18 protein-coding genes are annotated in these 23437 nt (G+C 72.1%); 10 read left to right on the top strand and 8 right to left on the bottom strand.

Translation table 11 applies throughout. From position 1 onward, the window contains the following. Positions 1 to 9 precede the first annotated feature (9 nt). The gene (locus tag E3O41_RS08510; RefSeq protein WP_067027149.1) at positions 10 to 3021 is read left to right on the top strand and encodes a bifunctional [glutamine synthetase] adenylyltransferase/[glutamine synthetase]-adenylyl-L-tyrosine phosphorylase; all 3012 of its coding nucleotides are present in this window, start codon (positions 10 to 12) and stop codon (positions 3019 to 3021) included. Positions 3022 to 3087: 66 nt separating this feature from the next. Here the strand turns inward: E3O41_RS08510 and glnA are convergent, their stop codons facing one another. After that, positions 3088 to 4512 carry a type I glutamate--ammonia ligase gene (gene glnA / locus E3O41_RS08505; RefSeq protein WP_067027147.1) on the bottom strand — a complete coding sequence of 475 codons (1425 nt, stop codon included), beginning with the start codon at positions 4510 to 4512 and terminating at the stop codon, positions 3088 to 3090. Positions 4513 to 4647: 135 nt separating this feature from the next. Here glnA and E3O41_RS08500 point away from each other — a divergent pair, with 135 nt between their 5' ends. Beyond that, on the top strand, positions 4648 to 5046 hold the full coding sequence (locus tag E3O41_RS08500; protein ID WP_135012254.1) for an RDD family protein: 399 nt from the start codon (positions 4648 to 4650) through the stop codon (positions 5044 to 5046). Positions 5047 to 5108: 62 nt separating this feature from the next. On the opposite strand, the gene E3O41_RS08495 is transcribed toward E3O41_RS08500, so the two are convergent. Then, positions 5109 to 5816 carry a DUF4191 domain-containing protein gene (locus E3O41_RS08495; RefSeq protein ID WP_067027143.1) on the bottom strand — a complete coding sequence of 236 codons (708 nt, stop codon included), beginning with the start codon at positions 5814 to 5816 and terminating at the stop codon, positions 5109 to 5111. A gap of 133 nt (positions 5817 to 5949) precedes the next feature. Here E3O41_RS08495 and E3O41_RS08490 point away from each other — a divergent pair, with 133 nt between their 5' ends. Beyond that, the gene (locus tag E3O41_RS08490; protein ID WP_067027141.1) at positions 5950 to 7464 is read left to right on the top strand and encodes a hypothetical protein; all 1515 of its coding nucleotides are present in this window, start codon (positions 5950 to 5952) and stop codon (positions 7462 to 7464) included. A gap of 35 nt (positions 7465 to 7499) precedes the next feature. Here the strand turns inward: E3O41_RS08490 and sucB are convergent, their stop codons facing one another. The 3 genes from sucB to E3O41_RS08475 all read right to left on the bottom strand — a co-directional run bounded on the left by sucB (position 7500) and on the right by E3O41_RS08475 (position 12223). Beyond that, positions 7500 to 9230 carry a 2-oxoglutarate dehydrogenase, E2 component, dihydrolipoamide succinyltransferase gene (gene sucB, locus E3O41_RS08485; RefSeq protein ID WP_067027139.1) on the bottom strand — a complete coding sequence of 577 codons (1731 nt, stop codon included), beginning with the start codon at positions 9228 to 9230 and terminating at the stop codon, positions 7500 to 7502. Positions 9231 to 9348: 118 nt separating this feature from the next. Continuing rightward, positions 9349 to 10722: a dihydrolipoyl dehydrogenase gene (lpdA, locus tag E3O41_RS08480; RefSeq protein ID WP_067027137.1), complete on the bottom strand. Its 1374-nt coding sequence runs from the start codon at positions 10720 to 10722 to the stop codon at positions 9349 to 9351. Positions 10723 to 10735: 13 nt separating this feature from the next. Next, positions 10736 to 12223, bottom strand: coding sequence for a leucyl aminopeptidase (locus tag E3O41_RS08475; RefSeq protein ID WP_067027135.1), 1488 nt, complete (start codon positions 12221 to 12223; stop codon positions 10736 to 10738). Positions 12224 to 12342: 119 nt separating this feature from the next. On the opposite strand from E3O41_RS08475, the gene E3O41_RS08470 reads away from it, so the two are divergent. From E3O41_RS08470 to E3O41_RS08460, 3 genes are all read left to right on the top strand, one after another. Beyond that, positions 12343 to 13281, top strand: a complete 939-nt coding sequence (locus E3O41_RS08470; RefSeq protein WP_067027133.1) for a proteasome assembly chaperone family protein — start codon at positions 12343 to 12345, stop codon at positions 13279 to 13281. Between the two features lie 155 nt (positions 13282 to 13436). After that, a complete protein-coding gene (locus E3O41_RS08465; protein ID WP_067027131.1) occupies positions 13437 to 14762 on the top strand; it encodes an RNA polymerase sigma factor in 1326 nt (441 codons plus the stop codon). Continuing rightward, positions 14759 to 15457 carry a coenzyme F420-0:L-glutamate ligase gene (locus E3O41_RS08460; protein ID WP_067027129.1) on the top strand — a complete coding sequence of 233 codons (699 nt, stop codon included), beginning with the start codon at positions 14759 to 14761 and terminating at the stop codon, positions 15455 to 15457. The genes E3O41_RS08465 and E3O41_RS08460 overlap by 4 nt, the downstream gene beginning before the upstream one ends. A gap of 57 nt (positions 15458 to 15514) precedes the next feature. On the opposite strand, the gene E3O41_RS08455 is transcribed toward E3O41_RS08460, so the two are convergent. Beyond that, positions 15515 to 16531, bottom strand: a complete 1017-nt coding sequence (locus tag E3O41_RS08455) for a sugar-transfer associated ATP-grasp domain-containing protein (protein ID WP_067027127.1) — start codon at positions 16529 to 16531, stop codon at positions 15515 to 15517. Between the two features lie 77 nt (positions 16532 to 16608). Between E3O41_RS08455 and E3O41_RS08450 the strand changes: the two genes are divergently transcribed. Further along, positions 16609 to 18039 carry an alanine racemase gene (locus E3O41_RS08450; RefSeq protein WP_158231531.1) on the top strand — a complete coding sequence of 477 codons (1431 nt, stop codon included), beginning with the start codon at positions 16609 to 16611 and terminating at the stop codon, positions 18037 to 18039. A gap of 60 nt (positions 18040 to 18099) precedes the next feature. Here the strand turns inward: E3O41_RS08450 and E3O41_RS08445 are convergent, their stop codons facing one another. Continuing rightward, the gene (locus tag E3O41_RS08445; RefSeq protein WP_067027125.1) at positions 18100 to 18306 is read right to left on the bottom strand and encodes a DUF7455 domain-containing protein; all 207 of its coding nucleotides are present in this window, start codon (positions 18304 to 18306) and stop codon (positions 18100 to 18102) included. A gap of 195 nt (positions 18307 to 18501) precedes the next feature. On the opposite strand from E3O41_RS08445, the gene E3O41_RS08440 reads away from it, so the two are divergent. Both E3O41_RS08440 and E3O41_RS08435 read left to right on the top strand, forming a co-directional pair. Next, positions 18502 to 20583 carry a DNA gyrase/topoisomerase IV subunit B gene (locus E3O41_RS08440; protein ID WP_420845469.1) on the top strand — a complete coding sequence of 694 codons (2082 nt, stop codon included), beginning with the start codon at positions 18502 to 18504 and terminating at the stop codon, positions 20581 to 20583. Between the two features lie 168 nt (positions 20584 to 20751). After that, the gene (locus tag E3O41_RS08435; protein ID WP_067027123.1) at positions 20752 to 20961 is read left to right on the top strand and encodes a methyltransferase; all 210 of its coding nucleotides are present in this window, start codon (positions 20752 to 20754) and stop codon (positions 20959 to 20961) included. Positions 20962 to 20991: 30 nt separating this feature from the next. On the opposite strand, the gene E3O41_RS08430 is transcribed toward E3O41_RS08435, so the two are convergent. Next, the gene (locus E3O41_RS08430; protein ID WP_135012252.1) at positions 20992 to 22404 is read right to left on the bottom strand and encodes an aminotransferase-like domain-containing protein; all 1413 of its coding nucleotides are present in this window, start codon (positions 22402 to 22404) and stop codon (positions 20992 to 20994) included. Between E3O41_RS08430 and E3O41_RS08425 the strand changes: the two genes are divergently transcribed. Further along, the gene (locus E3O41_RS08425) at positions 22403 to 23404 is read left to right on the top strand and encodes a DMT family transporter (RefSeq protein WP_067027119.1); all 1002 of its coding nucleotides are present in this window, start codon (positions 22403 to 22405) and stop codon (positions 23402 to 23404) included. The two genes, E3O41_RS08430 and E3O41_RS08425, sit on opposite strands and share 2 nt — an antisense overlap. Positions 23405 to 23437: the final 33 nt, after the last annotated feature.

The following is a 23437-nucleotide window of genomic DNA, read 5'->3' as shown; positions in this document are numbered from 1 at the left end:
CTGGCGCGCATGAGCCCCGAGTCGCGCAGCACGGCCGGCCGCGCCGCGTCGCGCACCGCGCTCGTGCGGCTCGGCTTCGCCCGCGTCGACGACGCGGAGGAGCGGATCGGCGAGCTCGCCGCGCTCACGGGCCTGGACCGCGACGCGCTGCTGGACGGCGCCGGGGGAGCGCCCGACCCCGACGAGGGGCTCATGAGCCTCGTGCTCATCGCGCGCCGCAGCGCCGATCCCATCGCCGCCGTGCTGCGCTCGCCGCGCGGTCGCGCCGCCGCGTGGCGGCTGCTCGGCGCCTCGCGCGGCTTCGGCGAGTTCTTCCTGCGCCGCCCCGCCGCCCTGGCCGAGCTCGACCGCGACGCCGCGCTGCCCGCGACCGACGAGATGCGCTCGGCGCTGCTCGCCTCGGTCGGGGTGGATCGCGACGGCTTCGCCGAGCGGGGCGACGACACGGCGTGGGCCGATCTGCGGATCGCCTACCGCGTCCAGCTGGCGCGCATCGCCGCGTTCGACCTCGCCGCCCCCGAGCCCCTCGAGGTCGTGCCCGCCGTGTCGGCGGCGCTGGCCGACCTGGCCGGTGCGGCGCTGGAGGCGTCGCTGGCCGTCGCGCGCACGCGCGTGGCCGGCGGGATCGGCGGGGCCGGGCTGTTCCCGCGCGACGAGGTGGCGCAGACGCGGTTCGCGATCATCGGCATGGGCAAGGCGGGTGCTCGCGAGCTGAACTACGTCAGCGACGTCGACGTGATCTTCGTCGCCGACCCGCGCGAGGACTCGGAGCTGCCCGAGAGCCGGGCGATCGACGTCGCGACGCGCCTGGCCGTGCAGACCATGCGCGGGATCTCGGGCTTCGAGGCGGAGCCGCCGCTGTGGGAGGTCGACGCGAACCTGCGCCCCGAGGGCAAGCAGGGCGCGCTCGTCCGCACGCTCGAATCGCACGTGGCCTATTACGACCGGTGGGCGCAGAGCTGGGAGTTCCAGGCCCTGCTCAAGGCGCGGCCGCTCGCGGGCGACCTCGAGCTGGGGGAGCGGTACATCGCGGCGCTGCGGCCGAAGGTGTGGCAGAGCGCCGCGCGCGAGAACTTCGTCGACGGCGTGCAGCGCATGCGCGAGCGCGTGACGGCGCACATCCCGCCCGACGACGTGCCGTACCAGCTCAAGCTCGGCCCCGGGGGCCTGCGCGACATCGAGTTCGCGGTGCAGCTGCTGCAGCTCGTGCACGGGCGCACCGACGACGCCGTGCACCAGCGGGGCACGATCGAGGCGCTGGAGGCGCTCGCGGACGGGGGGTACATCGGCCGCGCCGACGCGGCGGCGTTCGACGGGCACTACCGGCGGCTGCGCCTCATGGAGCACCGGCTGCAGCTGCAGGGCCTCAGCCGCACGCACCTCATGCCGCGCGACGACGACGGGCAGCGCGTCCTCGCGCGCGCGACCGGCCTGGCGCCCACCGGCGGCGAGCTCGTCGCGCTGTGGGAGCGGGTCAAGCGCGAGGTGCGCGACATCCACCTGCGCATCTTCTACCGCCCGCTGCTGTCGGCGGTGGCCGCGCTGCCGAGCGACGAGGGCCAGCTCACCCCCGATCAGGCGCGCGACCGGCTCGCGGCGATCGGCTTCGGTGACCCGGCCGGCGCGCTGCGGCACATCGAGGCGCTCACGAGCGGGATCAGCCGCAAGGCCACGATCACCCGCCACCTCATGCCGGTCATGCTGCGGCGCTTCGCCGACGGCGTCGATCCCGACTACGGCCTCATCGCGTTCCGGCGCGTGAGCGAGACGCTCGGGCAGACGCCGTGGTTCCTCCGCGTGCTGCGCGACTCGGCCGGTGCCGCCGATGCGCTCGCCAAGCTGCTGTCGGGCTCGCGCTACGTCGGCGAGCTGATGGAGTGGATCCCGGAGTCGGTCGCCTGGCTGGACGACGACGCCCAGCTGCGCCCGCGCCCGCGCGCGTCGCTGGAGGAGGAGGCCCGGGCGATCCAGTCGCGGCACGCCACGATCGCCGAGGCGATGCGCTCGGTGCGCGCGCTGCGACGCCGCGAGCTGCTGCGTGCGGCGATGGCCTCGATCCTCGGGGTCGTCACGATCCGCGAGCTCAGCGACGCCCTCACCATGATCACGGAGGTGACGATCCAGGCGACCGTGCGCGCCGTGCGACGCGAGGTCGTGCCCGACGACGCCGACGACCTGGACTTCGCCGTCATCGCGATGGGTCGCTTCGGCGGGGCCGAGATCGGCTTCGGCTCGGACGCCGACGTGCTCTACGTGTACCGGCCGGAGGGCGTCGACCCGGAGCGCGCGCAGAAGCTGGCCGAGCGGATGGTCGCCGAGCTGCGGGCGCAGTCGGAGGATCACCGCCTGCCGCTCGAGCTCGACGCCGGCCTGCGCCCCGAGGGGCGCAACGGGCCGATCGTGCGCTCGCTCGAGGCCTATCGCGAGTACTACCGCCGCTGGTCGCTGTCGTGGGAGGCCCAGGCGCTCCTGCGCGCCCAGGGCGTGGCGGGCTCGGCGAAGCTCATCGCGGCGTTCTTGGAGATGGCCGACGAGGTGCGCTACCCGGCGAGCATCGACCCGCAGGAGCTGCGCGAGATCCGCCGCATCAAGGCGCGGGTCGAGAACGAACGGCTGCCGCAGGGCGCCGATCCGCGCCGCCACCTCAAGCTCGGCCCCGGGGGCCTGAGCGACGTCGAGTGGCTCGTGCAGGTGATCCAGCTGCAGCACGCCCACGAGGTGCCCGGCCTGCGCACGACCTCGACCCTCGACGCCCTGGCGGCGGCCGTCGAGGCCGGGCTCGTGCCCGCCGAGCCGGCCCAGCGGCTCGAGGAAGCGTGGAAGCTGGCCTCGCGGCTGCGCTCCGCCAACACCCTGCTCACCGGCCGCACGAGCGATGTGCTGCCCCGAGACCGTCGCGAGCTGGACGGCATCGGCCGCATCCTCGAATACCCCGCACACTCCGCCACCGAGGTGGAGGAGGACTGGCTGCGCACCTCCCGCCGCGCCCGCCGCGACTTCGAGAAGCTCTTCTACGGCTGAGCGGGCACAGCGAGAAGGCCCGGCCCCGCGGGCGGCGGGACCGGGCCTTCTCGGCGCGAGCGGGGCTCAGACGCCGTAGTAGAGCTCGTACTCGAACGGGTGCGGACGCTGCTGCATCGGCAGGATCTCGTTCTCGTACTTGTACTCGATCCACGTGTCGATCAGCTCGTCGGTGAACACGCCACCGGCGGTGAGGAACTCGCGGTCGGCCGAGAGCGCCTCGAGCGAGTCGAGGAGCGAGTTCGGCACCTGCGGGATGTTCTTGGCCTCCTCGGCGGGCAGCTCGTAGAGGTCCTTGTCAACCGGCTCGTGCGGCTCGATGCGGTTCTTGATGCCGTCGATGCCGGCCATCAGCTGCGCCGCGAACGCGAGGTACGGGTTGCCCGACGAGTCGGGCGCGCGGAACTCGATGCGCTTGGCCTTGGGGTTCGAGCCGGTGATCGGGATGCGGATCGCCGCCGAGCGGTTGCCGGCCGAGTAGACCAGGTTGACCGGCGCCTCGAAGCCCTTGACCAGGCGGTGGTACGAGTTCAGCGTGGGGTTCGTGAACGCGAGCACGGCGGGGGCGTGCTTGAGCAGGCCGCCGATGTACCAGCGCGCGACGTCCGAGAGCTGCGCGTAGCCCTTCTCGTCGTAGAACAGGGGCTTGCCGTCGGCCCACAGCGACTGGTGGGTGTGCATGCCCGAGCCGTTGTCGCCGAAGAGCGGCTTCGGCATGAACGTCGCCGTCTTGCCCCACTGCTCGGCGGTGTTCTTCACGATGTACTTGAACTTGAGGATGTCGTCCGCGGCGTGGACCATCGTGTCGAACTTGTAGTTGATCTCGGCCTGGCCGGCGGTGCCCACCTCGTGGTGCGAGCGCTCGACCTCGAGGCCGGCGTCGATCAGCTTGAGCACGATGTCGTCGCGGATGTCGGCCTGCTTGTCGACCGGCGAGACGGGGAAGTAGCCGCCCTTGTACGGCGTCTTGTTGCCGAGGTTGCCGCCCTCCTCCTCGCGGCCCGAGTTCCACGCGGCTTCCTCCGAGTCGACCTGGTAGAAGCTCTTGCCCTGCGAGACCTCGTAGCGCACGTCGTCGAAGATGAAGAACTCCGCCTCGGGGGCGAAGAACGCGGTGTCCGCGATGCCGGTGGAGGCGAGGTACTTCTCGGCCTTCTTGGCGACCTGGCGCGGGTCCTTGGAGTAGATCTCGCCGTTGCGGGGGTTGTAGATGTCGAAGACCATGATCAGGGTCTTCACCTCGCGGAACGGGTCGAGGTAGGCGGTCGTGACATCAGGGATGAGCTGCATGTCCGACTCGTTGATGTTCGCGAAGCCGCGGATCGAGGAGCCGTCGAAGAGCTGACCGACGGTGAAGAAGTCTTCGTCGACGGTCGAAGCCGGGATGTTGAAGTGCTGCTGCACACCGGGGAGGTCCGTGAAACGGATGTCGAGGAACTTGACGTCCTCGTCCTTGATGAACTTGAGCACCTCGGAGGAATCGTTGAACATTGAGGCTCCAGGTTGGGGATCTCGGGTGGACCACGCGTCGCCGGTGGCTCCTTGAACCTATCCGCGGGGCGTTGCTCGAGGGTGTCCCGTATGTTTCCGGGATGTTACGCAGGGGCGGTCGCCTAGGCTGTTCGGGTGACGCAGGCTCGTACCGATTCCGACTACCCCGGCAAGGACCTGGGGCTTCCGCAGAGCGGATCCGGGAGCCTCGCCTCCCTCGGGCGTCGCATCGGCGGTCTGGCGATCGACTGGGCGGCCGCCTACCTCATCGCGGCGACGTTCTTCGGATCCGAGGCGCTCGCGATCCACCTCACGTTCATGGCCATCCACATCGTCTTCATCCCGACGATCGGCGGCAGCCCGGGCCACCGCATCCTCGGCATGCGCCTGCATCGGACGACCGGCGGGTGGGTCGGCGTGTGGCCGCCGATCCTGCGCACGGTGCTGCTGGGGCTCGTGATCCCGGCGGTGATCTGGCAGGACGGCCGCGGCCTGCACGATGTGATCCCGGGCACGGTGCTCGTGCGCGCCTGATCCGCACGAAACGAGAAAGGCCGCGCTCCCGAGGGAGGCGGCCTTCGTCGTCGCAGGCGGGATCAGCGCGGGCGCGGCGCGCGGGCCTTGAGCGGGTCGACGCCCTTCGGGATCGGCAGCGACGACAGCGAGCCGCCGAGCGACTCCAGGCGCTGCACGACCGCGCCCATGGTTGCGCGGTTGATGGCCTTCGGCAGCGCCTTGATCTGCTTGGCGAGGTCCTTGATCGGCACCTCGTCGTCGCCGTGTCCCACGTAGAACTCGTGCACGGGCACGCCGTGCGCGGCGCGGGTGGCCTTCATCTTCTCGTCGCGCATGAGCTTGACCAGGCGGCCGCGGGAGCCCTCGCCGACGAGGACGATGCCGCCGCGACCCACCGCGCGGTACACGGCCTCCTGGGTCTTCGGGTTGATGCCCACGGGCATGTCGTCGGCGCGCCAGCTGCGGCCGAGCATCGAGCTGAGGACGTGGCCGGCGGCACCCGGCATGCCGTCGATGCGCCGGTACATCACGACGGTCGACAGGCGCGTCATGAGGATCATGGCGCCGAGGAAGCCGAGCATGAGGCCGAACAGCGGCCACAGGATGAAGCCCCACACGTTCGGCTGCAGGAGGAACGCCAGCAGCACGCCCAGCCCGATGCCGATGACGAGGACGCCCAGGAGCGCCCACGGAAGCCACCCGAACACCTCGCGGGTGAACGTGTAGAGCTGTCGGAGCTGTGAGAAGAATCCCGGGCGCTTCTCCGCCTCGGTACCGCGTGCTGCCATACCCTCCAGCCTACCCAGTCGCCGCCGTGCTCACGGGTCGGGAGAGCCCGCTCACAGGCGGATCTCGGCGCCGATCGTCCACAGATGCGCCGGTGTCGTTCGTTCCCCGCCGACGGCGGCGCACGCTGGAGCCATGACCTGGGATCGAATGCTGACGGGCGAGGCGGAGCGCGGCGAGCCGCTGGGCGATGTGTACCGGCCGATCCGGCGCCTGTCGCTCGCCGAGGCTCCCGTGGCCGGCGAGCTGGCGGTCGCCGGCGACGAGACGGTCGTGCTGGCCGACGTCGACGCGATCGCGGGATGGGACGGCTGGCAGCACGCCGGCTCTCACCACGTCTACGCGGTGCGCGATGTCGTGCGTCGCCGCGGCGGCCACGACGCGGTGCTGCCGCGCTGCGTGCGCCCGCTCGACGAGGCGATCGCCCGCGCCGAGCTCGGCGGCGGCGAGGTCGTGACGCTGGCCGTCAGCCTGCTGCGCGGGGCGGCCGAGGCGCGCGACGTCGCCCGCCTGCACGGATCTCCGCCGCCGACCGGGGCGTGGTGGCTGCTCGCGGACGCCCGGCCGGTGTTCGTGCCGGCCCTTCCCGGGGCGCCGCCGGGGGACGAGCCGGGCGCATCCGCCGCGCGGATCGTCGCCGCCGTCGCCGACGCGCTGGACGATCGGGTGGTGCGGCGGCTCCTCGACGAGGTCGGCGGCGTCCTGCTCGACGGCGCGCCGACGACGACCCTCGAGCCGCTGGAGGATCGGCTCTTCGACGCGTGCGCGCCGAGACCACTCGATCGGCTGCTGCGCGACGAGGCCGGCGCGGTGCAGCGGCCGGCCGCGCCGGAGGCCGTGGCGCCGCGGCGGACGCGTCGCGAGCTGCGGGCAAGCCGATCCGGTCGGCCGCCGCGCGAGCTCGGCGCGGGCGGGTGGACGGCCGGCGCCGAGACGCGGGCGGCCGTGCGGGCGAGCGAGCGGGCGTCGCGGCTGGACCTGCGCGAGATGGTCGACGCGGCGCTGGCCGGGCGCGTCGCCGACGGCGTCTCGAGCGTGATCGCCGCCGTTCGGGACCGGGTCCGGGCGCTGCGGGCCCGCCGCGGGGCGCCGCTGATCCTCGGCGGCATCGCGGCCGGCGCGGTCCTCATGATCGGGCTGATGTGGCCGACCGACGAGCCCGCCTCGGCCGAGCCGGGCGCCGACGGCGCCACGGCATCCCCGACGGCGGGACCCGAGCCCTCGCGCGCCCCCGCCGGCGGCACCGAGGAGGAACCCGGCGCGCCCGCCGAGGAGGCCCCGGGCGATGACGACCCGGCGGCCGAGGACCCGGTTGCCTCCGGCGAGCGGCTGCTCGACGGCCTCGCGGCGTGCGCGGCCGCCGGCGACGCGGAGTGCGCGTCGGTGCGGGCGCCGAACGCCGACGCGCTGGAGCTCGCCCCGGGCGACGCGGCGCTCCTGCCGGCCGCGGAGCGCGCCGTGACGCCGCTGGACGACTTCGGCGACATCGCCGTCGTCCAGGTGGCATCGGTCGACGGCGAGGCGGGCGTCGTGCCGCAGTCGATCGTGCTGGAGCGCGTGGCCGACGAGGACGATCGCTGGGCGATCCGCGCGGTGCACGATCTCGCGCCCGTATCGTCGACGAGCCCCGACGACGAAGGGGCCGGATGACGATGCGTCACCCGGCCCCTTCGAGGGCGGTTCGATCAGATGCCGAGGTCTCCGGCGAAGTCCGCGGCCTCGAGGCGCGCCTTCACGGCACCCAGGAAGCGGGCGGCGTCGGCACCGTCGATCGTGCGGTGGTCGTACGACAGCGCGAGGTAGACGTACGAGCGGATCGCGATCGCCTCCGCGCCATCGGTCTTCACGACGCCGGGGCGCTTGAAGACCACGCCCGTGCCGAGGATCGCCGACTGCGGCAGGAACACGACCGGCGTGTCGAACAGCGCGCCGCGCGAACCGGTGTTGGTCAGCGTGAACGTGCCGCCGGCGAGCTCGTCGGGCTTCAGCTTGTTGTTGCGGGTGCGGTCGGCGAGGTCGGCGATCTCGTGCGCGATCTGGGCGAGGTTCTTCTCGCCGGCGTCGCGGACGACCGGCGTGAGCAGGCCGCGCTCGGTGTCGACGGCGATCGAGAGGTTCTCGCTCGCCGGGTAGACGATGTTCTCGCCGTCCAGGGTCGCGTTCACGATCGGGTACGCCTTCAGTGCCTCGGCGGCGGCCAGCGCGAAGAACGGCAGGAACGACAGCTTGTCGCCGGTCTTGGCCTGGAAGTCGCCCTTCACCTGGTCGCGGAACGCGGCCAGCTTCGTGACGTCGACCTCGACGACCGTCGTCAGCTGCGCGGTCGAGGTCATCGACTCGACGGCCCGCGAGGCGAGCACCTTGCGCAGGCGCGACATCGGCTGCGTGGTGCCGCGCAGCGGCGAGACCTCGAGCTTCGGCGCGGCCGGGGCGGCAGCCGCCGCGGCGGGAGCGGACGTCGCGGCCTCGGCGGCCTTGAGCACGTCCTCCTTGCGGATGCGACCGCCCACGCCGGTGCCCTTCACCGTGGCGAGGTCGACGCCCTGCTGGGCGGCGAGGCGACGCACGAGCGGCGTGACGTAGACCTTCTCGTCATCGCTCGGGAGCGTGAGCTTCGGCGCGGCGGGGGCCGCGGGAGCGGCGGGTGCCGGTGCTGCCGGAGCGGCCTGGGGCGCCGGGGCGGCGGGAGCCGGTGCCGCGGGAGCGGGTGCGGCCTGCGGGGCCGGGGCCTCAGCCGGAGCCGGTGCGGCCGCGGGGGCCTCGGCGGCGGGGGCCGGGGCGGCCGCGGGGGCCGCATCGCCCGAGCCGACGCGTGCGAGCACGGCGCCGACCTCGACGGTCTCGTCCTCGGCGGCGAGGATCTCGGTGATCACGCCGGCCACGGGCGAGGGGACCTCGGTGTCGACCTTGTCGGTCGAGATCTCCAGCAGGGCCTCGTCGACGGCGACGGTGTCGCCGACCTTCTTGAGCCAGCGGGTGACGGTGCCCTCGGTGACCGACTCGCCCAGCTCGGGGAGCACGATGTCCGTGGCGCTGCCGGCCGGAGCCGAGACGGGTGCGGCCTCCGCGCCGGGGGAGTCCGCGGCGGGAACGGTCGTGGCCTCCACGGGAACGGCGGGGGCGGCCTCGGCGGCGGGCTCCGCGGCCGCCGGAGCGGCGGGCGCCTGCGTGGCGCCGCTGCCGTCGCCGATCTTCGCCAGGACGGCGCCCACCTCGACGGTGTCGTCCTCCTGGAACAGGATCTCCTCCACGACGCCGGTCACGGGCGAGGGGATCTCCGTGTCGACCTTGTCGGTCGAGACCTCGAGCAGGGCCTCATCCGCCTGCACGGTATCGCCCACCTGCTTCAGCCAGCGGGTGATGGTGCCCTCGGTGACGCTCTCGCCGAGCGCGGGGAGGACTACGGAAGTGCTCATGTCGAAGTCTCCTTCGTAAATGTCGATGACATGCCTAGCTTAGTGATCCGTCAGCGACGTGCGGCACCCGCACGGCCGCCTCCGGCGGAATGGGCGTGCGGTGTGCACACCCGGATGTTCAGAGTGAGTGGAGCGGCTTGCCCGCCAGCGCGAGGAATGCCTCGCCGAGCGCCTCGCTCTGCGTCGGGTGCGCGTGGATGAGCGGGGCGATGTCCTCCGGGTGCGCGTCCCAGGCCACCGCGAGCTGCCCCTCGGTGATGAGCTCGCCCACGCGATCGCCCACGAGATGCACGCCGACGACCGGGCCGTCGACCTTCCGGATGACCTTCACGAGCCCGCGCGTGCCGAGGATCTCGCTGCGCGCATTCCCCGCCAGGTCGAACTCGACGCTCTTGATGCCCTCGGCGCCGTAGAGCTCCTCCGCCGCGGCCTGGGTGATCCCCACCGAGGCGAGCTCGGGGCTCGAGTACGTCACGCGCGGGATCAGGCGCTCGTCGATGGGCGCGGGCGCGAGCTGCGCGATCTGCTCGGCCACGAAGATGCCCTGCTGGAAGCCGCGGTGGGCCAGCTGCAGCCCCGGCGTGATGTCGCCGACGGCCCACACGCCCGGCACGTTCGTGCGCAGCGACTCGTCGACCACGACGAAGCCGCGCTCCAGCGCGACGCCGGCATGCTCGAGCCCCAGGCCCGAGGTCGCCGGGCCGCGGCCGACGGCCACGAGCAGCGTGTCGCCCTCGAGCGTGTCGCCGCCCTCGAGCGTGACCCGCACGCCGTCGGCCGATTCGACCGCCGAGGCGACACGCGCGCCCAGCTTCGAGACGATGCCTCGGCGCCGGAAGGCGCGCTCCAGCGAGGCGCTGAGCGTGGCGTCCTCGTTCGGCACGAGCCGGTCCAGGCCCTCGACGATCGTGACCTCCGCGCCCAGCGAGCGCCACGCGCTCGCGAACTCGACGCCGATCACGCCGCCGCCGAGCACGATCACGCGCTCGGGGATGCGCTCGAGCGTGAGGGCGGCGTCGCTCGTGATGATGCGCTCGCCCAGCTCGATGCCGGGGATCGTCCGGCTGAACGAGCCGGTCGCGAGCACGATGTCGGTGCCGCGGTACAGGTCGTCGCCCACGCGCACCGCGCGGTCGGAGGTGAGCGAGCCCGACCCGGCGACGACGGTGATGCCGCGGCGGGCGATCAGCCCCTCGAGGCCCTTCGTCTTCCTGTCGACGATCGATCGGCGGTGGGCGATCATCGCGATCGGGTCGAAGCCCCCCAGCGTCGCCTGGACGCCGGAGGTCGAGGCCGAACGGACGGTGTCGGCCACCTCGGCCGCGTGCAGCAGCGCCTTGGTGGGGATGCAGCCGCGGTGCAGGCACGTGCCGCCGAGGCGATCGCGCTCCACGAGGGCGACCGACTTGCCGAGCTCGGCGGCGCGCAGGGCCGCGGCATAGCCGCCGCTGCCGCCGCCGAGGACGACGAGGTCGAAGGTGTGCTCGGTCATCGGGATCGGCCCGTCAGACCAGCTCGCCGCCGGCGGCGACGAAGTCGATGAGCGTGCGGACCGACGCGCCGGTCGGGCCCTTGTCGGTGTAGCCGTAGGCGCCGCCGGCCGACATGGCCGAGCCGGCGATGTCGAGGTGGACCCATGGGATCCGCGGCGCGTCCTCGCCGTCGCCCGTGCGGCCGACGAAGCGCTGCAGGAAGCGGCCCGCGAACAGGGTGCCCGCCTCGCGGTTGCCGACGTTGGCGTTCTGCATGTCGGCGACGCGCGACTCCAGCGCCTCGTCGAGGTAGTCGGGCAGCGGCAGCGCCCAGACGAGCTCGCCGGTGCGGTCCGAGGCGCGCAGGAACGCGTCGACCGCCTCCTGATCGCCCATCACGCCGGTGTAGCGGGTGCCGAGGCCGATGATGATCGCGCCCGTCAGCGTCGCGACGTCGACGATCACGTCGGGGTTCTCGCGGCTGGCGGCGACGAGGCCGTCGGCCATCACGAGTCGGCCCTCGGCGTCGGTGTTGGTGACCTCGACGGTCTGCCCGTCGAGCATGCGCAGCACATCGCCGGGGCGGGTCGCGCGGCCCGAGGGCATGTTGTCGGCGATGCACATCCACGCCGTCACGCGCACCGGCAGCTCGCGCTGCGCGGCCGCTCGAACGGTGGCGAGCACCTCGGCGGCACCCGTCATGTCCTCCTGCATGCCGACCATCGACGCGGCGGGCTTGAGCGAGAGGCCGCCCGTGTCGAACGTGATGCCCTTGCCGACGAGCGCCACGTGACGCTCGGCGCCCTCCGGCGCCCACTCGAGGCGCACGAGGCGCGGCGGGCGATCCGAGCCCTTGCCCACGCCGAGGATGCCGCCGAAGCCGCCCTCCTCGAGCGCGGCCTCGTCGTACACGGTCACGTTGATGTCCAGGCCGTCGACCGCGTCGATCGCCTGCTGGGCGAGCTGCTCCGGGCTCTGCCACTCGGCCGGCGTGGAGACGAGGTCCTTCACGAGCGCCACCGCCTCGGCGCCCGCGCGGACGGCCACGAGGTCGGCGTCGGTGGCGCCCTCGGGAGCGTGGATGATCACGCGCGTCGCGCGGCGCTTCTTGGCGGCCTTGTCGGCGGGCTCGGTCTTGTAGCCGTCGAAGCGGTACGCGCCCAGCAGCGCGCCCTCCGCGCCGGCGAGCCACGCGTCCTCGATCGCGGCGTCCACCGAGACGGCGATCGTGTCGAAGCCGGTGAGCTGGCGGGCGCCGGCGCCGACGGCCTGGCGGATGACCTCGAGGTCGTCGGCGGTGCCGAGGCCGACGACGGCGAGGGGCTTGGTCGTCACCTCGGGGGCGTACACGCGGGCGTAGGACTTCGCGGCACCCGTGAACCCGACCGCCTCCAGCGCGGCCTGCAGGCCGGGGTAGGCGTCGAGCGATGCCTCCTCGAGCCGGGGCAGGGCCAGGACGAGCGCGTCGGCATCGTCGGCGGGGAAGGGTCGGGTCGAGAGCTCGATGGAGGGGTGCGCCATGCGATCCATCCTAGGTTCGCGCGCAGACGCCGACGGCGGCCCACCCCGCCCGCGGTTCGCCTGTGGCGTAAGCCGCCCCGCACGGCCACAGACCGCGGCGCGGCTCGTAGCATGGAGGAATGCCCCCATTCGGCCCGCTGTACGAGAGAGTCGCGAACGCCCCGGTCGTGCCGGAGGGGCTGCCGCTCGTCGTGTTGATGACCGGGTTCACCGACGCCGGGGGAGCGGTCTCCGGGGTGATCGAGTTCGCCCGCGAGGAGCTCGACCCGCAGCTGATCGTCAAGTTCTCCAACGACGTGCTGCTCGACTACCGGGCGCGCCGCCCGATCGTCACGTTCGATCAGGACCACCTCATCGACTACCGGCCGCCGCGCCTGGAGCTCTCGCTCGTGCACGACGCGCTCGGGCAGCCGTTCCTGCTGCTGGCCGGCTACGAGCCCGACTTCGGGTGGGACGCGTTCGCCCGCGCGGTGCTCGAGCTGCGCGACGAGTTCGACATCGCGTCGGTCACCTGGGTCCACTCGATCGCGATGCCGGTGCCGCACACGCGCACGCTCGGCGTCACCGTGAGCGGCACGCGGGGCGACCTCATCGAGGCGCACTCCATCTGGCGCCCCCACACGCAGGTGCCGGCGACGGTCGGGCATCTCCTCGAGGTGCGCCTCACCGAGGCGGGCGCGTCGGTGACCGGCTTCGTGCTGCTCGTGCCGCACTACCTCGCGGACACCGACTACCCCGGGGCGACCGCGGCGGCCCTGGAGAAGCTCATGAGCTCGACGGGGCTCGTGTTCGCCCTCGACGACCTGCGCGAGGAGGACCGCGACTACCTCGACCGCGTCGAGGAGCAGATTGAGTCGAACGAGGAGCTGGCGCGCATGGTCCGCGGCCTCGAGGAGCGCTACGACGCCTACGCCGCCCGCCTCGCCAGCGGCGCGGCCCCCTCGGGCATGGGCACCTTCGACGAGGCCGCCCTGCCGAGCGCCGACGAGCTGGCCGCCGAGCTGGAGCGGTATCTCGCCTCGCGGCCCGCGGAGGACGACAAGGGCGCCTCGTCCTGAGCCCCTCGGCGGAATATTTCGCAAGGTCCGCGCGCTATAATGTACGAACGGACCCGTTGTCAGGCGGCGCGCAGCGCAGGACTTGACAAGGGTCTTACTAGTGCCCGAACACATCCGGGGGCGACGCGCACAGCGCCGTCGGTGAAAGGCGAAACGTGACCACTGCCACGAAGACCCCGCGCAAGAGCGCGACGAAGACCACGGCGAAGGCGAGCGACGAGACCGTCGAGGAGACGACCGAGGCCGCCGACGCCCCGAAGAAGGCGCCCGCCAAGCGCGCCACCAAGACCGCCGCCGCGAAGACCGCGGCGAAGGCTCCGGCCAAGAAGACCACGGCCAAGAAGAAGGCCGACGCCGACGATCCCGAGGACATCGAGCCCGACGAGGAGATCGTCGACGAGGCCCCGGTGACCGAGGCCATCGAGGTCGTCGCCGATGCCGAGGGCGAGACCGAGGAAGAGGAGGCCGCGCCGAAGCCGGCGACCGAGCCCCTGCCGACCGGCGCCATCGTCATCTCGCAGGCCGACGAGGAGGAGGTGCCGGTCTATTCGACGCAGATCACCGGCGCCACCGCCGACCCGGTCAAGGACTACCTCAAGCAGATCGGCAAGGTTCCGCTGCTGAACGCGGCGGAGGAGGTCGACCTCGCCATGCGCATCGAGGCCGGTCTGTTCGCCGAGGAGAAGCTGTCGAAGATGTCGGCGGCCGAGAAGTCGAGCCAGCTCGGCCTCGACCTGCAGTGGGTGGCCCGCGACGGCCAGCGCGCCAAGAGTCACCTGCTCGGCGCCAACCTGCGACTCGTCGTCTCGCTCGCCAAGCGCTACACGGGCCGCGGCATGCAGTTCCTGGACCTGATCCAGGAGGGCAACCTCGGTCTCATCCGCGCGGTCGAGAAGTTCGACTACACCAAGGGCTTCAAGTTCTCGACGTACGCGACCTGGTGGATCCGCCAGGCGATCACGCGCGCCATGGCCGACCAGGCTCGCACGATCCGCATCCCCGTGCACATGGTCGAGGTCATCAACAAGCTCGCCCGCGTGCAGCGCCAGATGCTGCAGGACCTGGGTCGCGAACCCACCCCCGAGGAGCTGTCGAAGGAACTCGACATGACCCCGGAGAAGGTCATCGAGGTGCAGAAGTACGGCCGCGAGCCGATCTCGCTGCACACCCCGCTCGGCGAGGACGGCGACAGCGAGTTCGGTGACCTGATCGAGGACACCGAGGCGGTCGTGCCGGCCGACGCGGTCGGCTTCACGATGCTGCAGCGTCAGCTCGAGAGCCTGCTCGACTCGCTCTCCGAGCGCGAGGCGGGCGTGATCCGCATGCGCTTCGGCCTCGGCGACGGCCAGCCCAAGACCCTCGACCAGATCGGCGACACGTTCGGCGTCACGCGCGAGCGCATCCGCCAGATCGAGTCGAAGACGATGGCGAAGCTGCGCCACCCGAGCCGCTCGCAGTCGCTGCGGGACTACCTCGAGTGAGCGCGGCGGCGAACGAGGGCAAGGCCCTCGAGGTCGTCGTCGACGGCACCACGTACCAGCGCATCCCGCTCAAGACCCGGGTCATCATGCCCGGCGACGAGCTGGATGAGGTCATCGCGTCGTACGCGGCGGATCACGTGCGGGATGGCGACATCCTCTTCGTGACCGAGAAGATCGTGGCGATCATGCAGGGCCGCTCGTACCAGATGAGCGAGATCCAGGCACGGCCGCTGGCGCGATTCCTCTCCAAGTACGTCACCAAGACGGCGTACGGCATCGGCCTCGGCATCCCCGAGACGATGGAGTTCGCCCTGCGCGAGGTCGGCACGCCCCGCATCCTCTTCGCCGCGGCCGTGTCGGCCGTGACGAAGCTGTTCGGGCGCCGCGGCGACTTCTACCGCATCGCCGGCGACAAGGCCCGCGCGATCGACGGCCCCACGCCCGGCACCATCCCGCCGTACAACACGGCCGTGGTGCTCGGTCCGGAGCGGCCGCGCGAGGTCGCGGCGCACGTGAGGTCGCTTCTCAAGGCCGACGCGCAGGTCGCCGTGGTCGACATCAACGACCTCGGTGGGAACATCCTCGGCTCCACGCTCGGACGCGACGGCGAGAAGCGCCTCGTGCGGATCCTCAAGGACAACCCGCTCGGGCAGGGCCACCAGTCCACACCGCTCGGCATCATCCGCGCACTCTGACCATCACGCGAAACCGGCCGGGTCCCTCGGGATCCGGCCGGTTTCGTCGTGTGCGGGTCAGAACCCCATGGCGGCGCGGTAGCGCGGCTTGTTGCCCGTGCGCACGCCCGAGACGCTGGGCTTGTTCTCGTACACGCCCACGCCCCAATTGCCCTCGACGAGGTCGACGCCGTCGTTGGTGACGACCACGTCCCAGCCGGCGTACTGCACCTCGGGCACGACCCGCGCCGCGCGATCGATCAGCGCGACCGCCTCGTCGAAGCGCGGCAGCTGGAAGTCCGCGATGCGCAGGCCCGAGTCGGGGTGGGTCTCGTGAACGTGCCCGTGCGAGTCGTAGCCGGCGCTCAGCGCGTGCCCGGTCTCGGGGTCGAGCATCGTGTAGAAGCCGCCGTACGACATCTGGTCGCTCACCGCGCCGCGGCCGAACTTCTGGGCCACGGCGATGATGTGCACGTCGGTGCCGTCGAAGAACGCCACGATGCGCGTCGTGTTCACCGTGCCGGGGCAGTAGGCGGCGATGTCGTCGTGCTGGCGGATGACCTCCTCGAGGAGGATCTCGTCGCTCTCGAGCAGCCGCTTGTGGAACCCGGCCCAGTCCTCGACATCGGCGGCGTGATAGCGGCGCACGCCGAGCCCCATGTGGCTCACGGGAACCTTCGCGATCACCGTGCCGTGCCGCTCGACGAACGCCCGCACCTCCTCGGCGTTGTCGTCGGTGACGACCATCCACTCGCGACGCAGGTGATCGGCGAAGCGCTTGTTGAAGGCGATCTTGTCCTCGAAGATCGCACGGCCCTCCGGCTTCGAGAAGCGCGCCGCGAGCTGCATCGACACGGGGTGGGTCATGAACGTCGCGCGCTCCTGCTTGGTGAGCATCGCGAAGTCGTAGTCGACGTAGTCCTGGAAGGCGACGTCGTGCTTCGCCGCCGACCACAGCATGTCGACGACGACCGCCGGGACCGCCTTGCCGTGCTGGTCGTGGGCCTCCTTCGCTCGCTCGATCACCGAGCCGATGTCGATGCGGCGGGCGCGCCCCACGAGGTAGCGCAGCTTGGGTCCGAGAGCGAGGGGCATTGATCCTCCGGGTCGGTGGCGGGAGCGCCCAGCGAGCTCGGAGCGAGCGGATGTGGGCGGCACCTAGTCTAAATCGGGTGACCTCCAAGGACCCGGGCAACGAGCCCTCGCTCACCGGCCGCGTGCTGCAGATCAAGCCGCTGCGCGCCGGCGAGGGCGTCTCGTACGGCTACCGCTTCCGCGCCCCGGCCGACACGCGTGTGGCGCTCGTGCAGGGCGGCTACGCCCAGGGCGTCGTGCGCGCCCTCGGCGGCCAGGCGACCGTCTGGATCCGGGGAGCGGAGTTCCCGATCGTCGGGCGCGTGGCCATGGACGTGTGCGTCATCGACATCGGCACGGCCGACATCGTGCCCGGCGATCACGCGGTGTTCCTCGGCCCCGAGCACCCGGACGCGCTCGCGCACTGGGCGCGCGTGACGGGCATGACCGAGCTCGAGCTCGCGGCGGGCGTCGGCGCGCGCCCGGCGGGCCATCGGCCCGACGCCGAGCTGCGCGTCGACATCGGCCGACTGCGGCACAACATCCGCACCCTGCGCGAGCGGATGGCGCCGGCCGAGCTGCTCGTCGTGCTCAAGGACGATGCGTACGGGCTCGGGGTCGACGCCGTGGTCACCGCGGCGTCGGCGGAGGGCGTGGCCTGGTTCGGCGCGATCGATCTGCCCAGCGTGCTGAGGGCGAAGGCGCTGCGCCCCGAGGCGCGCGTGTTCTGCTGGGCGACCGCGACCGACGAGGAGGTGGCTGTCGCGCTCGATGCCGGCCTGGAGCTCGGGATCGGCGATGCCGACTCCCTCGAGCGCGTCGCGCGTGTGGCCGGCGACCGCGGCGAGCGCGCCGTGGTGCACCTCAAGATCGACACGGGCCTGCACCGCAACGGCATCCGGCCCGAGGCCTGGCCCGGCGCCGTCGCGCGCGCGGTCGAGCTCGAGGCGGCGGGCCGCATCCGGGTCGCCGGCATCTGGAGCCACATCGCCGAGGCCAGCGACGCCGAGGACGACGCCTCGCGCGCGGTCTTCGACGCGGCCGTCGAGGCGGCGCGGCAGGCGGGTCTGCGCCCCGAGGTGCGCCACCTCGCCGCGAGCGCCGCGTCGTGGCATCGGGCCGAGTTCCGCTACGACCTCGTGCGCATCGGCGCGTTCTGCTACGGCGTGCGCTCCGCCGGCGCGCCCGAGATCGAGGGCATCGCGCCCGTGGCCACCCTCGTGGCGCGGGTCACGGCGGTGCGCGACGGGCTCGTTGCCATCGGGATCGGATCGGTCGACGGGCTGCCCTCGACGCTCGGCGGGCGGATCTCGGTCGTCACGCCGGGTGGGCCCCAAAGCCTGCGCATCGAGCCGACGATGTCGTGGGTCGGCGGCTGGGACGGCGCCGCGGTGGGCGACGAGGTCGAGATCTTCGGCGCCCCCTCAGTCGGCGTCCCGAGCGCCACCGACCTGGCCGAGGCGATCGACACGGTGGGCGAGGAGATCCTGCTGCGGATCTCGCCGCTCGTGCCGCGCGTGTACGTCTGAGCCGGAAACGAGAAGACGCCCACCCGGATCATCCGGATGGGCGTCTTCGAAGTCCTGGGATCAGGCCTGAAGCCGCTCGGTCTCGTCGTGCCAGCTGGTGGCGACGGCGCGCAGCTTCTCCTCGTACTTGCGGCCGTGGTGGGCGCAGAAGAGCAGCTCGCTGCCGTTGACCTCGGCGGCGATGTAGGCCTGGGCGCCACACGAGTCGCAGCGGTCGGCCGTCGTCAGGCGGTGGAGGACAGGGGCTTCAGCGGTTGCGGTGGTCATGTGAATCTGCCTCCTCGAATCGTGTGCACCGAAGGTTCCGATGCCTCACATATAACCACGCGACTCTGGGGATCCATCCCGAACCGCGGCATGTTTCGCTCAGCGCGAAGCAGCGGGCGAAGACGGCGTGACGACTGCGTGACGCGGGGAGTGTCTGCGGGGCCGCACAGCCGGCCGCGGATAGCATCGAAGATTGTGACAGCCGAGTACTCAGCCCACCATCTGCAGGTCCTGGAAGGGCTGGAGGCCGTCCGCAAGCGGCCGGGCATGTACATCGGCTCGAACGGCTCCCCGGGACTCATGCACTGCCTGTGGGAGATCATCGACAACTCCGTCGACGAGGCCGTGGCCGGCAACGGCTCGCGCATCGACGTGATCCTCCACGCCGACGGCAGCGTCGAGGTGCGCGATCGCGGCCGCGGCGTGCCCGTCGATGTCGAGCCCCGCACCGGACTGACGGGCGTCGAAGTCGTCTACACCAAGCTTCACGCGGGCGGAAAGTTCGGCGGCGGCTCGTACGCCGCCTCGGGCGGCCTGCACGGCGTGGGCGCGTCGGTGGTCAACGCGCTCAGCGAGCGCCTCGACGTCGAGGTGGACCGCAACGGCAAGACCTACGCGATGTCGTTCCATCGCGGCGAGCCCGGTGTGTTCGACGACAAGGGCGGCAAGCGCCCGGACGCGCCGTTCCGCCCGTTCGAGCAGTCCAGCGAGCTGAAGATCGTCGGCAAGGTCGCCAAGGGCGTCACCGGCACGCGGGTGCGGTACTGGGCCGATCGCCAGATCTTCACGAAGGACGCGGCATTCCAGCTCGACGACCTCATGACCCGCGCCCGGCAGACGGCGTTCCTCGTGCCCGGCCTCGAGATCGCCATCCGCGACGAGCGGGGCGAGGAGCCCGTCGACACGTCCTTCAAGTTCGACGGTGGCATCTCTGAGTTCGTGGAGTACCTCGCCACCGACGCCCCCGTGACCGACACGTGGCGCCTGGAGGGATCGGGCACCTTCACCGAGACCGTCCCGATGCTGCAGGCAGACGGCTCGATGCGCTCCACCGAGGTCGAGCGCGAGTGCCGCGTCGACATCGCCCTGCGCTGGGGAACCGGATACGACACGATCGTCCGCTCGTTCGTGAACATCATCTCCACGCCCAAGGGCGGCACGCACCAGCAGGGCTTCGAGCAGGAGCTGCTCAAGCAGCTGCGCGATCAGGTCGCCGCCAACGCCCGGCGCCTCAAGGTGGGAGCGAGCGAGAAGGTCGAGAAAGACGACGTTCTCGCCGGCCTCACCGCGGTGCTCACCGTGGAGCTGCCCGAGCCGCAGTTCGAGGGGCAGACCAAGGAGGTCCTCGGCACGCCCGCGGCGCGATCGATCGTGGCCAAGGTCGTGCGCGAGGCGCTCAAGGAGCGCTTCACGAGCAGCAAGCGCGACGACAAGAACCAGGTCTCGATGCTCCTGGACAAGGTCGTCTCGGAGATGAAGGCCCGCATCTCGGCGCGCACCCACAAGGAGACGCAGCGCCGCAAGAACGCCCTCGAGTCGTCGACCCTGCCCACCAAGCTCGTCGACTGCCGCACCAAGGACGTCGAGAACTCCGAGCTGTTCATCGTCGAGGGCGACTCGGCCCTCGGCACGGCCAAGCTCGCGCGCGACAGCGAGTTCCAGGCGCTGCTGCCGATCCGCGGCAAGATCCTCAACGTGCAGAAGGCGTCGATCAGCGACATGCTCTCGAACGCCGAGTGCGCGTCGATCATCCAGGTCGTCGGCGCCGGCTCCGGCCGCTCCTTCGACATCGACGCCGCCCGCTACGGCAAGGTGATCATGATGAGCGACGCAGACGTCGACGGCGCGCACATCCGCACCCTGCTGCTGACGCTCTTCTACCGCTACATGCGCCCGCTCATCGAGCACGGGCGCGTGTTCGCGGCCGTGCCGCCGCTGCACCGCGTGATCGTCATGAATCCCGGCTCGAAGCCGAACGAGACGATCTATACCTACAGCGAGCGCGAGCTGCACGCGCTGCTGGCCAAGCTGCGCAAGGCCGGCAAGCGCTGGCAGGAGCCCATCCAGCGCTACAAGGGCCTGGGCGAGATGGACGCCGATCAGCTCGCCGAGACCACCATGATGCGCGACGGGCGGCTCCTGCGCCGCGTGCGCCTCGAGGACGCCGAGGCCGCCGGCCGGGTGTTCGAGATGCTCATGGGCAACGAGGTCGCCCCGCGTCGCGAGTTCATCATCGACTCGGCCGATCGCCTCGACCGCGAGGCCATCGACGCTTGACGCGCGGCGGATCAATGCCGCGCAGCGGCGTTGATCCGCCGCGGGTCAACATTGAGCGCAGCGCCCGCAGGGCGCGAAATGCGGGCAAGGGCAGGGGGTGGATTCCCGCGCGCGGTCGGCGTACGGTCGCCGTGTGCGGTCGACGAGGATCGCGCGGGAGGAGACGCCATGTCCATGACTCAGACGCGCGCGCTGTGGGTGGCCTACGGGCAGGCCGGCGCGGTCGGATCCATCCGCCGAGACGAGGAGGGCTTCGCCGTCACGATGGCCGGCGGGTCCGAGCCGATCGGCAGCTATCCCACGCTCGACATCGCCAAGGGCGCCCTGTGCTCGCACCTCAAGCCGGGCACGCCCCGGCCGGAGTTCCGGCGCCACTGAGCGTGTCGGGTCGCGAGATCCTCCGCCCAGTCAGCCTGCGGCCCCCTCGAGCGCCTCGCCGATGATCCGCGCGGCGTCGTCGAACGCGGCAGGGCTCGCGCCCGAATAGTTCAGGCGCAGGTAGCACCCCGGGGGCTCGGCGGGGAACCACTCGCCACCGGGCGCGATCAGCACGCCCCGTTCCTCGCAGGTGCGGGCGAGGCGCGGAAGGTCCGTGTCGTCGGGTAGCCGGAGCCACAGGTTGAGGCCACCCGGGGGTATGGCCTCCAGGTGTGCGCCGGGGAGGTGCCGCTGCACCGCGTCGACCATGAGGTCGCGGCGTGACCGCAGCCGTGGCCGCAGGCCGCGCAGGTGCGACGACCACCCCGGCTGCGTCACGACGTCGAGCGCGGCGGCCTGCAGCACCCCGCTGACGTACATGGCGTGCGCCTGGACGTCGGCGAGGATGCGGTCGCGCGCCGGGCCGCGAGCGATGATCGCGGCCACCCGGATCGCGGGGGAGAGGCTCTTGGTCAGCGATCGCAGGTGGATGACGTGCCCGGCATCGTCGCGGCCCGCGACCGGTGCGGGATCGGTGGTGATCCCGAAGTCTCGCGCCCAGTCGTCCTCGATCAGGAAGGCGCCGTGCCGGCGGACGATGTCGAGCATGCCGGTGACCACGCCGGGTGACCACTGTGCGCCCGTGGGATTGGCGTAGGTCGGCTGGGCATAGAACGCTCGGGCGCTCGACTGCGCGAAGGCGCGCTCGACCTCCTCGGGATCCGGGCCGTTCGGACCCGACGGCACGGGAATCAGCTCGACGCCGACCTGGGCGGCGGCGAGCAGCGCGCCCCAGTAGGTGGGCGATTCGATCACCAGCGGGCGGCCCGCGCCGACGAGCGCGCGGAAGAGCGTGCTCAGGGCGGACTGGCTTCCCGGAACCACCACGACGTCGCGGGCGGCCGGGGCCGTGAGCCCGGCCGAGGTCGCCGCGGCGAGCTCGGAGGCGAACCACTCCTGCAGGGCGGGCAGGCCGGCCGACGGCGCGCGATCGACGGCGGTCTCGCCGCGGGAGGCGCGCGCGAGGGCGGCGCGGACGAGCCGCTCGGGGAGGAGCTCGCGCTCCGGGTACCCGGAGTGCAGCGCGATCACGTCGTTCGGCACCGCACGCAGTCCGGCCGACGGAGCCTGCGCGAGGGGTCCCCGGGAGCCGAGCGCGCCGGTCTGCCAGCCGAAGTCACCGGGGCGCGCGGTGCGGAGCGCGCGGGTGAAGGTGCCCACTCCCGGCCGCGTCTCGACGATGCCCTGGGCAGCGAGCAGGCGCAGCGCCTTCTGCACCGTGACGGGGCTCGCCTCGTACCGAGCGACCAGTTCCCGGGTGGATGGCAGCCGGGCTCCCGGCGGTGCCGCGAGGCTCCAGGCGCGCAGTTCCGATGCAATGCGGTCGCTGCTACTGTCGAACATGAAGAGCAACAGTAGCGCTATCCATCAGTCGCCGCGACCGCTACAGCGTCCCTTTGCGGGGACCTGGTGGGGATTGCTCGGCGTCATCGCGTTCTCGTTCACGCTCCCGCTGACGCGCGTCGCCGTGGCGGGCGGGCTCTCGCCCCTCTTCGTGGGCGCCGGCCGCGCCGTGGTCGCGGCACTGCTGGCGGTCGTGGCGCTGCGGGCGACCCGTCAGCAGCTGCCGAGTGCGACGCAGGCGCTGCGGTTGGCGGTGGTGGCGGGCGGCGCGGTCGCCGGCTTCCCGTTGCTCACCTCCTATGCGCTCGAGCGTGTGCCCGCGACCCATGGAGCCGTGGTGATCGCCCTGCTTCCCGCCGTGACGGCGGTGGTCGCGGTGCTGCGCACGGGCGAGCGGCCGGGTCGTCGGTTCTGGATCGCGGCTGCGGCCGGCGCGATCGCCGCCCTCGCGTTCGCCGGGCTTCAGGGCGGCGTCGCGGGGTTCGGGAGCGCGGACCTGCTGCTGTTCGCCGCCGTGGCGGTGTGCGCGATCGCCTATGCGGAGGGAGGCCTGCTGGCACGAGAGCTCGGCTCGTGGCAGACGATCGCGTGGGCCCTCGTGCTCGCCTCACCCGTCATGCTTCTGCTCAGCGGCGTCGCGATCGCGGCGCCGCCGCCCGTCGCACCGCTCACGGCCTGGGCCGCCTTCGCCTACCTCGGCGTCGTCAGCATGTTCCTCGGCTTCGTCGCCTGGTACCGGGGGCTGTCGATCGGCCCGATGGCGCAGGTGAGCCAGGTGCAGCTCGCGCAGCCCGTGATGACGATCTGCTGGTCGGCTGTGATCCTCGGCGAGCCGATCACCATCGCGACGATCGCAGGCGGCGCGGCCGTGATCGCCTGCGCCTTGATCGCCGTGCGGGCGCGGACCGGTGCGGCCACGGGCTCGGGGCGCGGACCGCGTGTCACGAATCCGCGGACGATGACGACAGACGCGGATCGATCTGCTCGAGGGATCCGCTGATCGCGACATCCCCGCGAAATTCGTCCCGCCCCC

The organism is Microbacterium sediminis (assembly GCF_004564075.1).
Taxonomy (GTDB): Bacteria; Actinomycetota; Actinomycetes; order Actinomycetales; family Microbacteriaceae; genus Microbacterium; species Microbacterium sediminis.
The sequence above is the reverse complement of the archived record's forward strand: the minus strand, read 5'-3'. Positions and strand labels throughout refer to the sequence as shown.

Excerpts from the sequence above, each read along its gene's own strand:
- E3O41_RS08495 (WP_067027143.1), bottom strand. The coding sequence starts at position 5,816 with ATGGCAGCACGCGGTACCGAGGCGGAGAAGCGCCCGGGATTCTTCTCA.
- E3O41_RS08470 (WP_067027133.1), top strand. The coding sequence starts at position 12,343 with ATGCCCCCATTCGGCCCGCTGTACGAGAGAGTCGCGAACGCCCCGGTC.
- sucB (WP_067027139.1), bottom strand. The coding sequence starts at position 9,230 with ATGAGCACTTCCGTAGTCCTCCCCGCGCTCGGCGAGAGCGTCACCGAG.
- E3O41_RS08425 (WP_067027119.1), top strand. The coding sequence starts at position 22,403 with ATGAAGAGCAACAGTAGCGCTATCCATCAGTCGCCGCGACCGCTACAG.
- E3O41_RS08430 (WP_135012252.1), bottom strand. The coding sequence starts at position 22,404 with ATGTTCGACAGTAGCAGCGACCGCATTGCATCGGAACTGCGCGCCTGG.
- E3O41_RS08435 (WP_067027123.1), top strand. The coding sequence starts at position 20,752 with ATGTCCATGACTCAGACGCGCGCGCTGTGGGTGGCCTACGGGCAGGCC.
- E3O41_RS08490 (WP_067027141.1), top strand. The coding sequence starts at position 5,950 with ATGACCTGGGATCGAATGCTGACGGGCGAGGCGGAGCGCGGCGAGCCG.
- glnA (WP_067027147.1), bottom strand. The coding sequence starts at position 4,512 with ATGTTCAACGATTCCTCCGAGGTGCTCAAGTTCATCAAGGACGAGGAC.
- E3O41_RS08510 (WP_067027149.1), top strand. The coding sequence starts at position 10 with ATGAGCCCCGAGTCGCGCAGCACGGCCGGCCGCGCCGCGTCGCGCACC.
- E3O41_RS08455 (WP_067027127.1), bottom strand. The coding sequence starts at position 16,531 with ATGCCCCTCGCTCTCGGACCCAAGCTGCGCTACCTCGTGGGGCGCGCC.
- lpdA (WP_067027137.1), bottom strand. The coding sequence starts at position 10,722 with ATGACCGAGCACACCTTCGACCTCGTCGTCCTCGGCGGCGGCAGCGGC.
- E3O41_RS08445 (WP_067027125.1), bottom strand. The coding sequence starts at position 18,306 with ATGACCACCGCAACCGCTGAAGCCCCTGTCCTCCACCGCCTGACGACG.
- E3O41_RS08475 (WP_067027135.1), bottom strand. The coding sequence starts at position 12,223 with ATGGCGCACCCCTCCATCGAGCTCTCGACCCGACCCTTCCCCGCCGAC.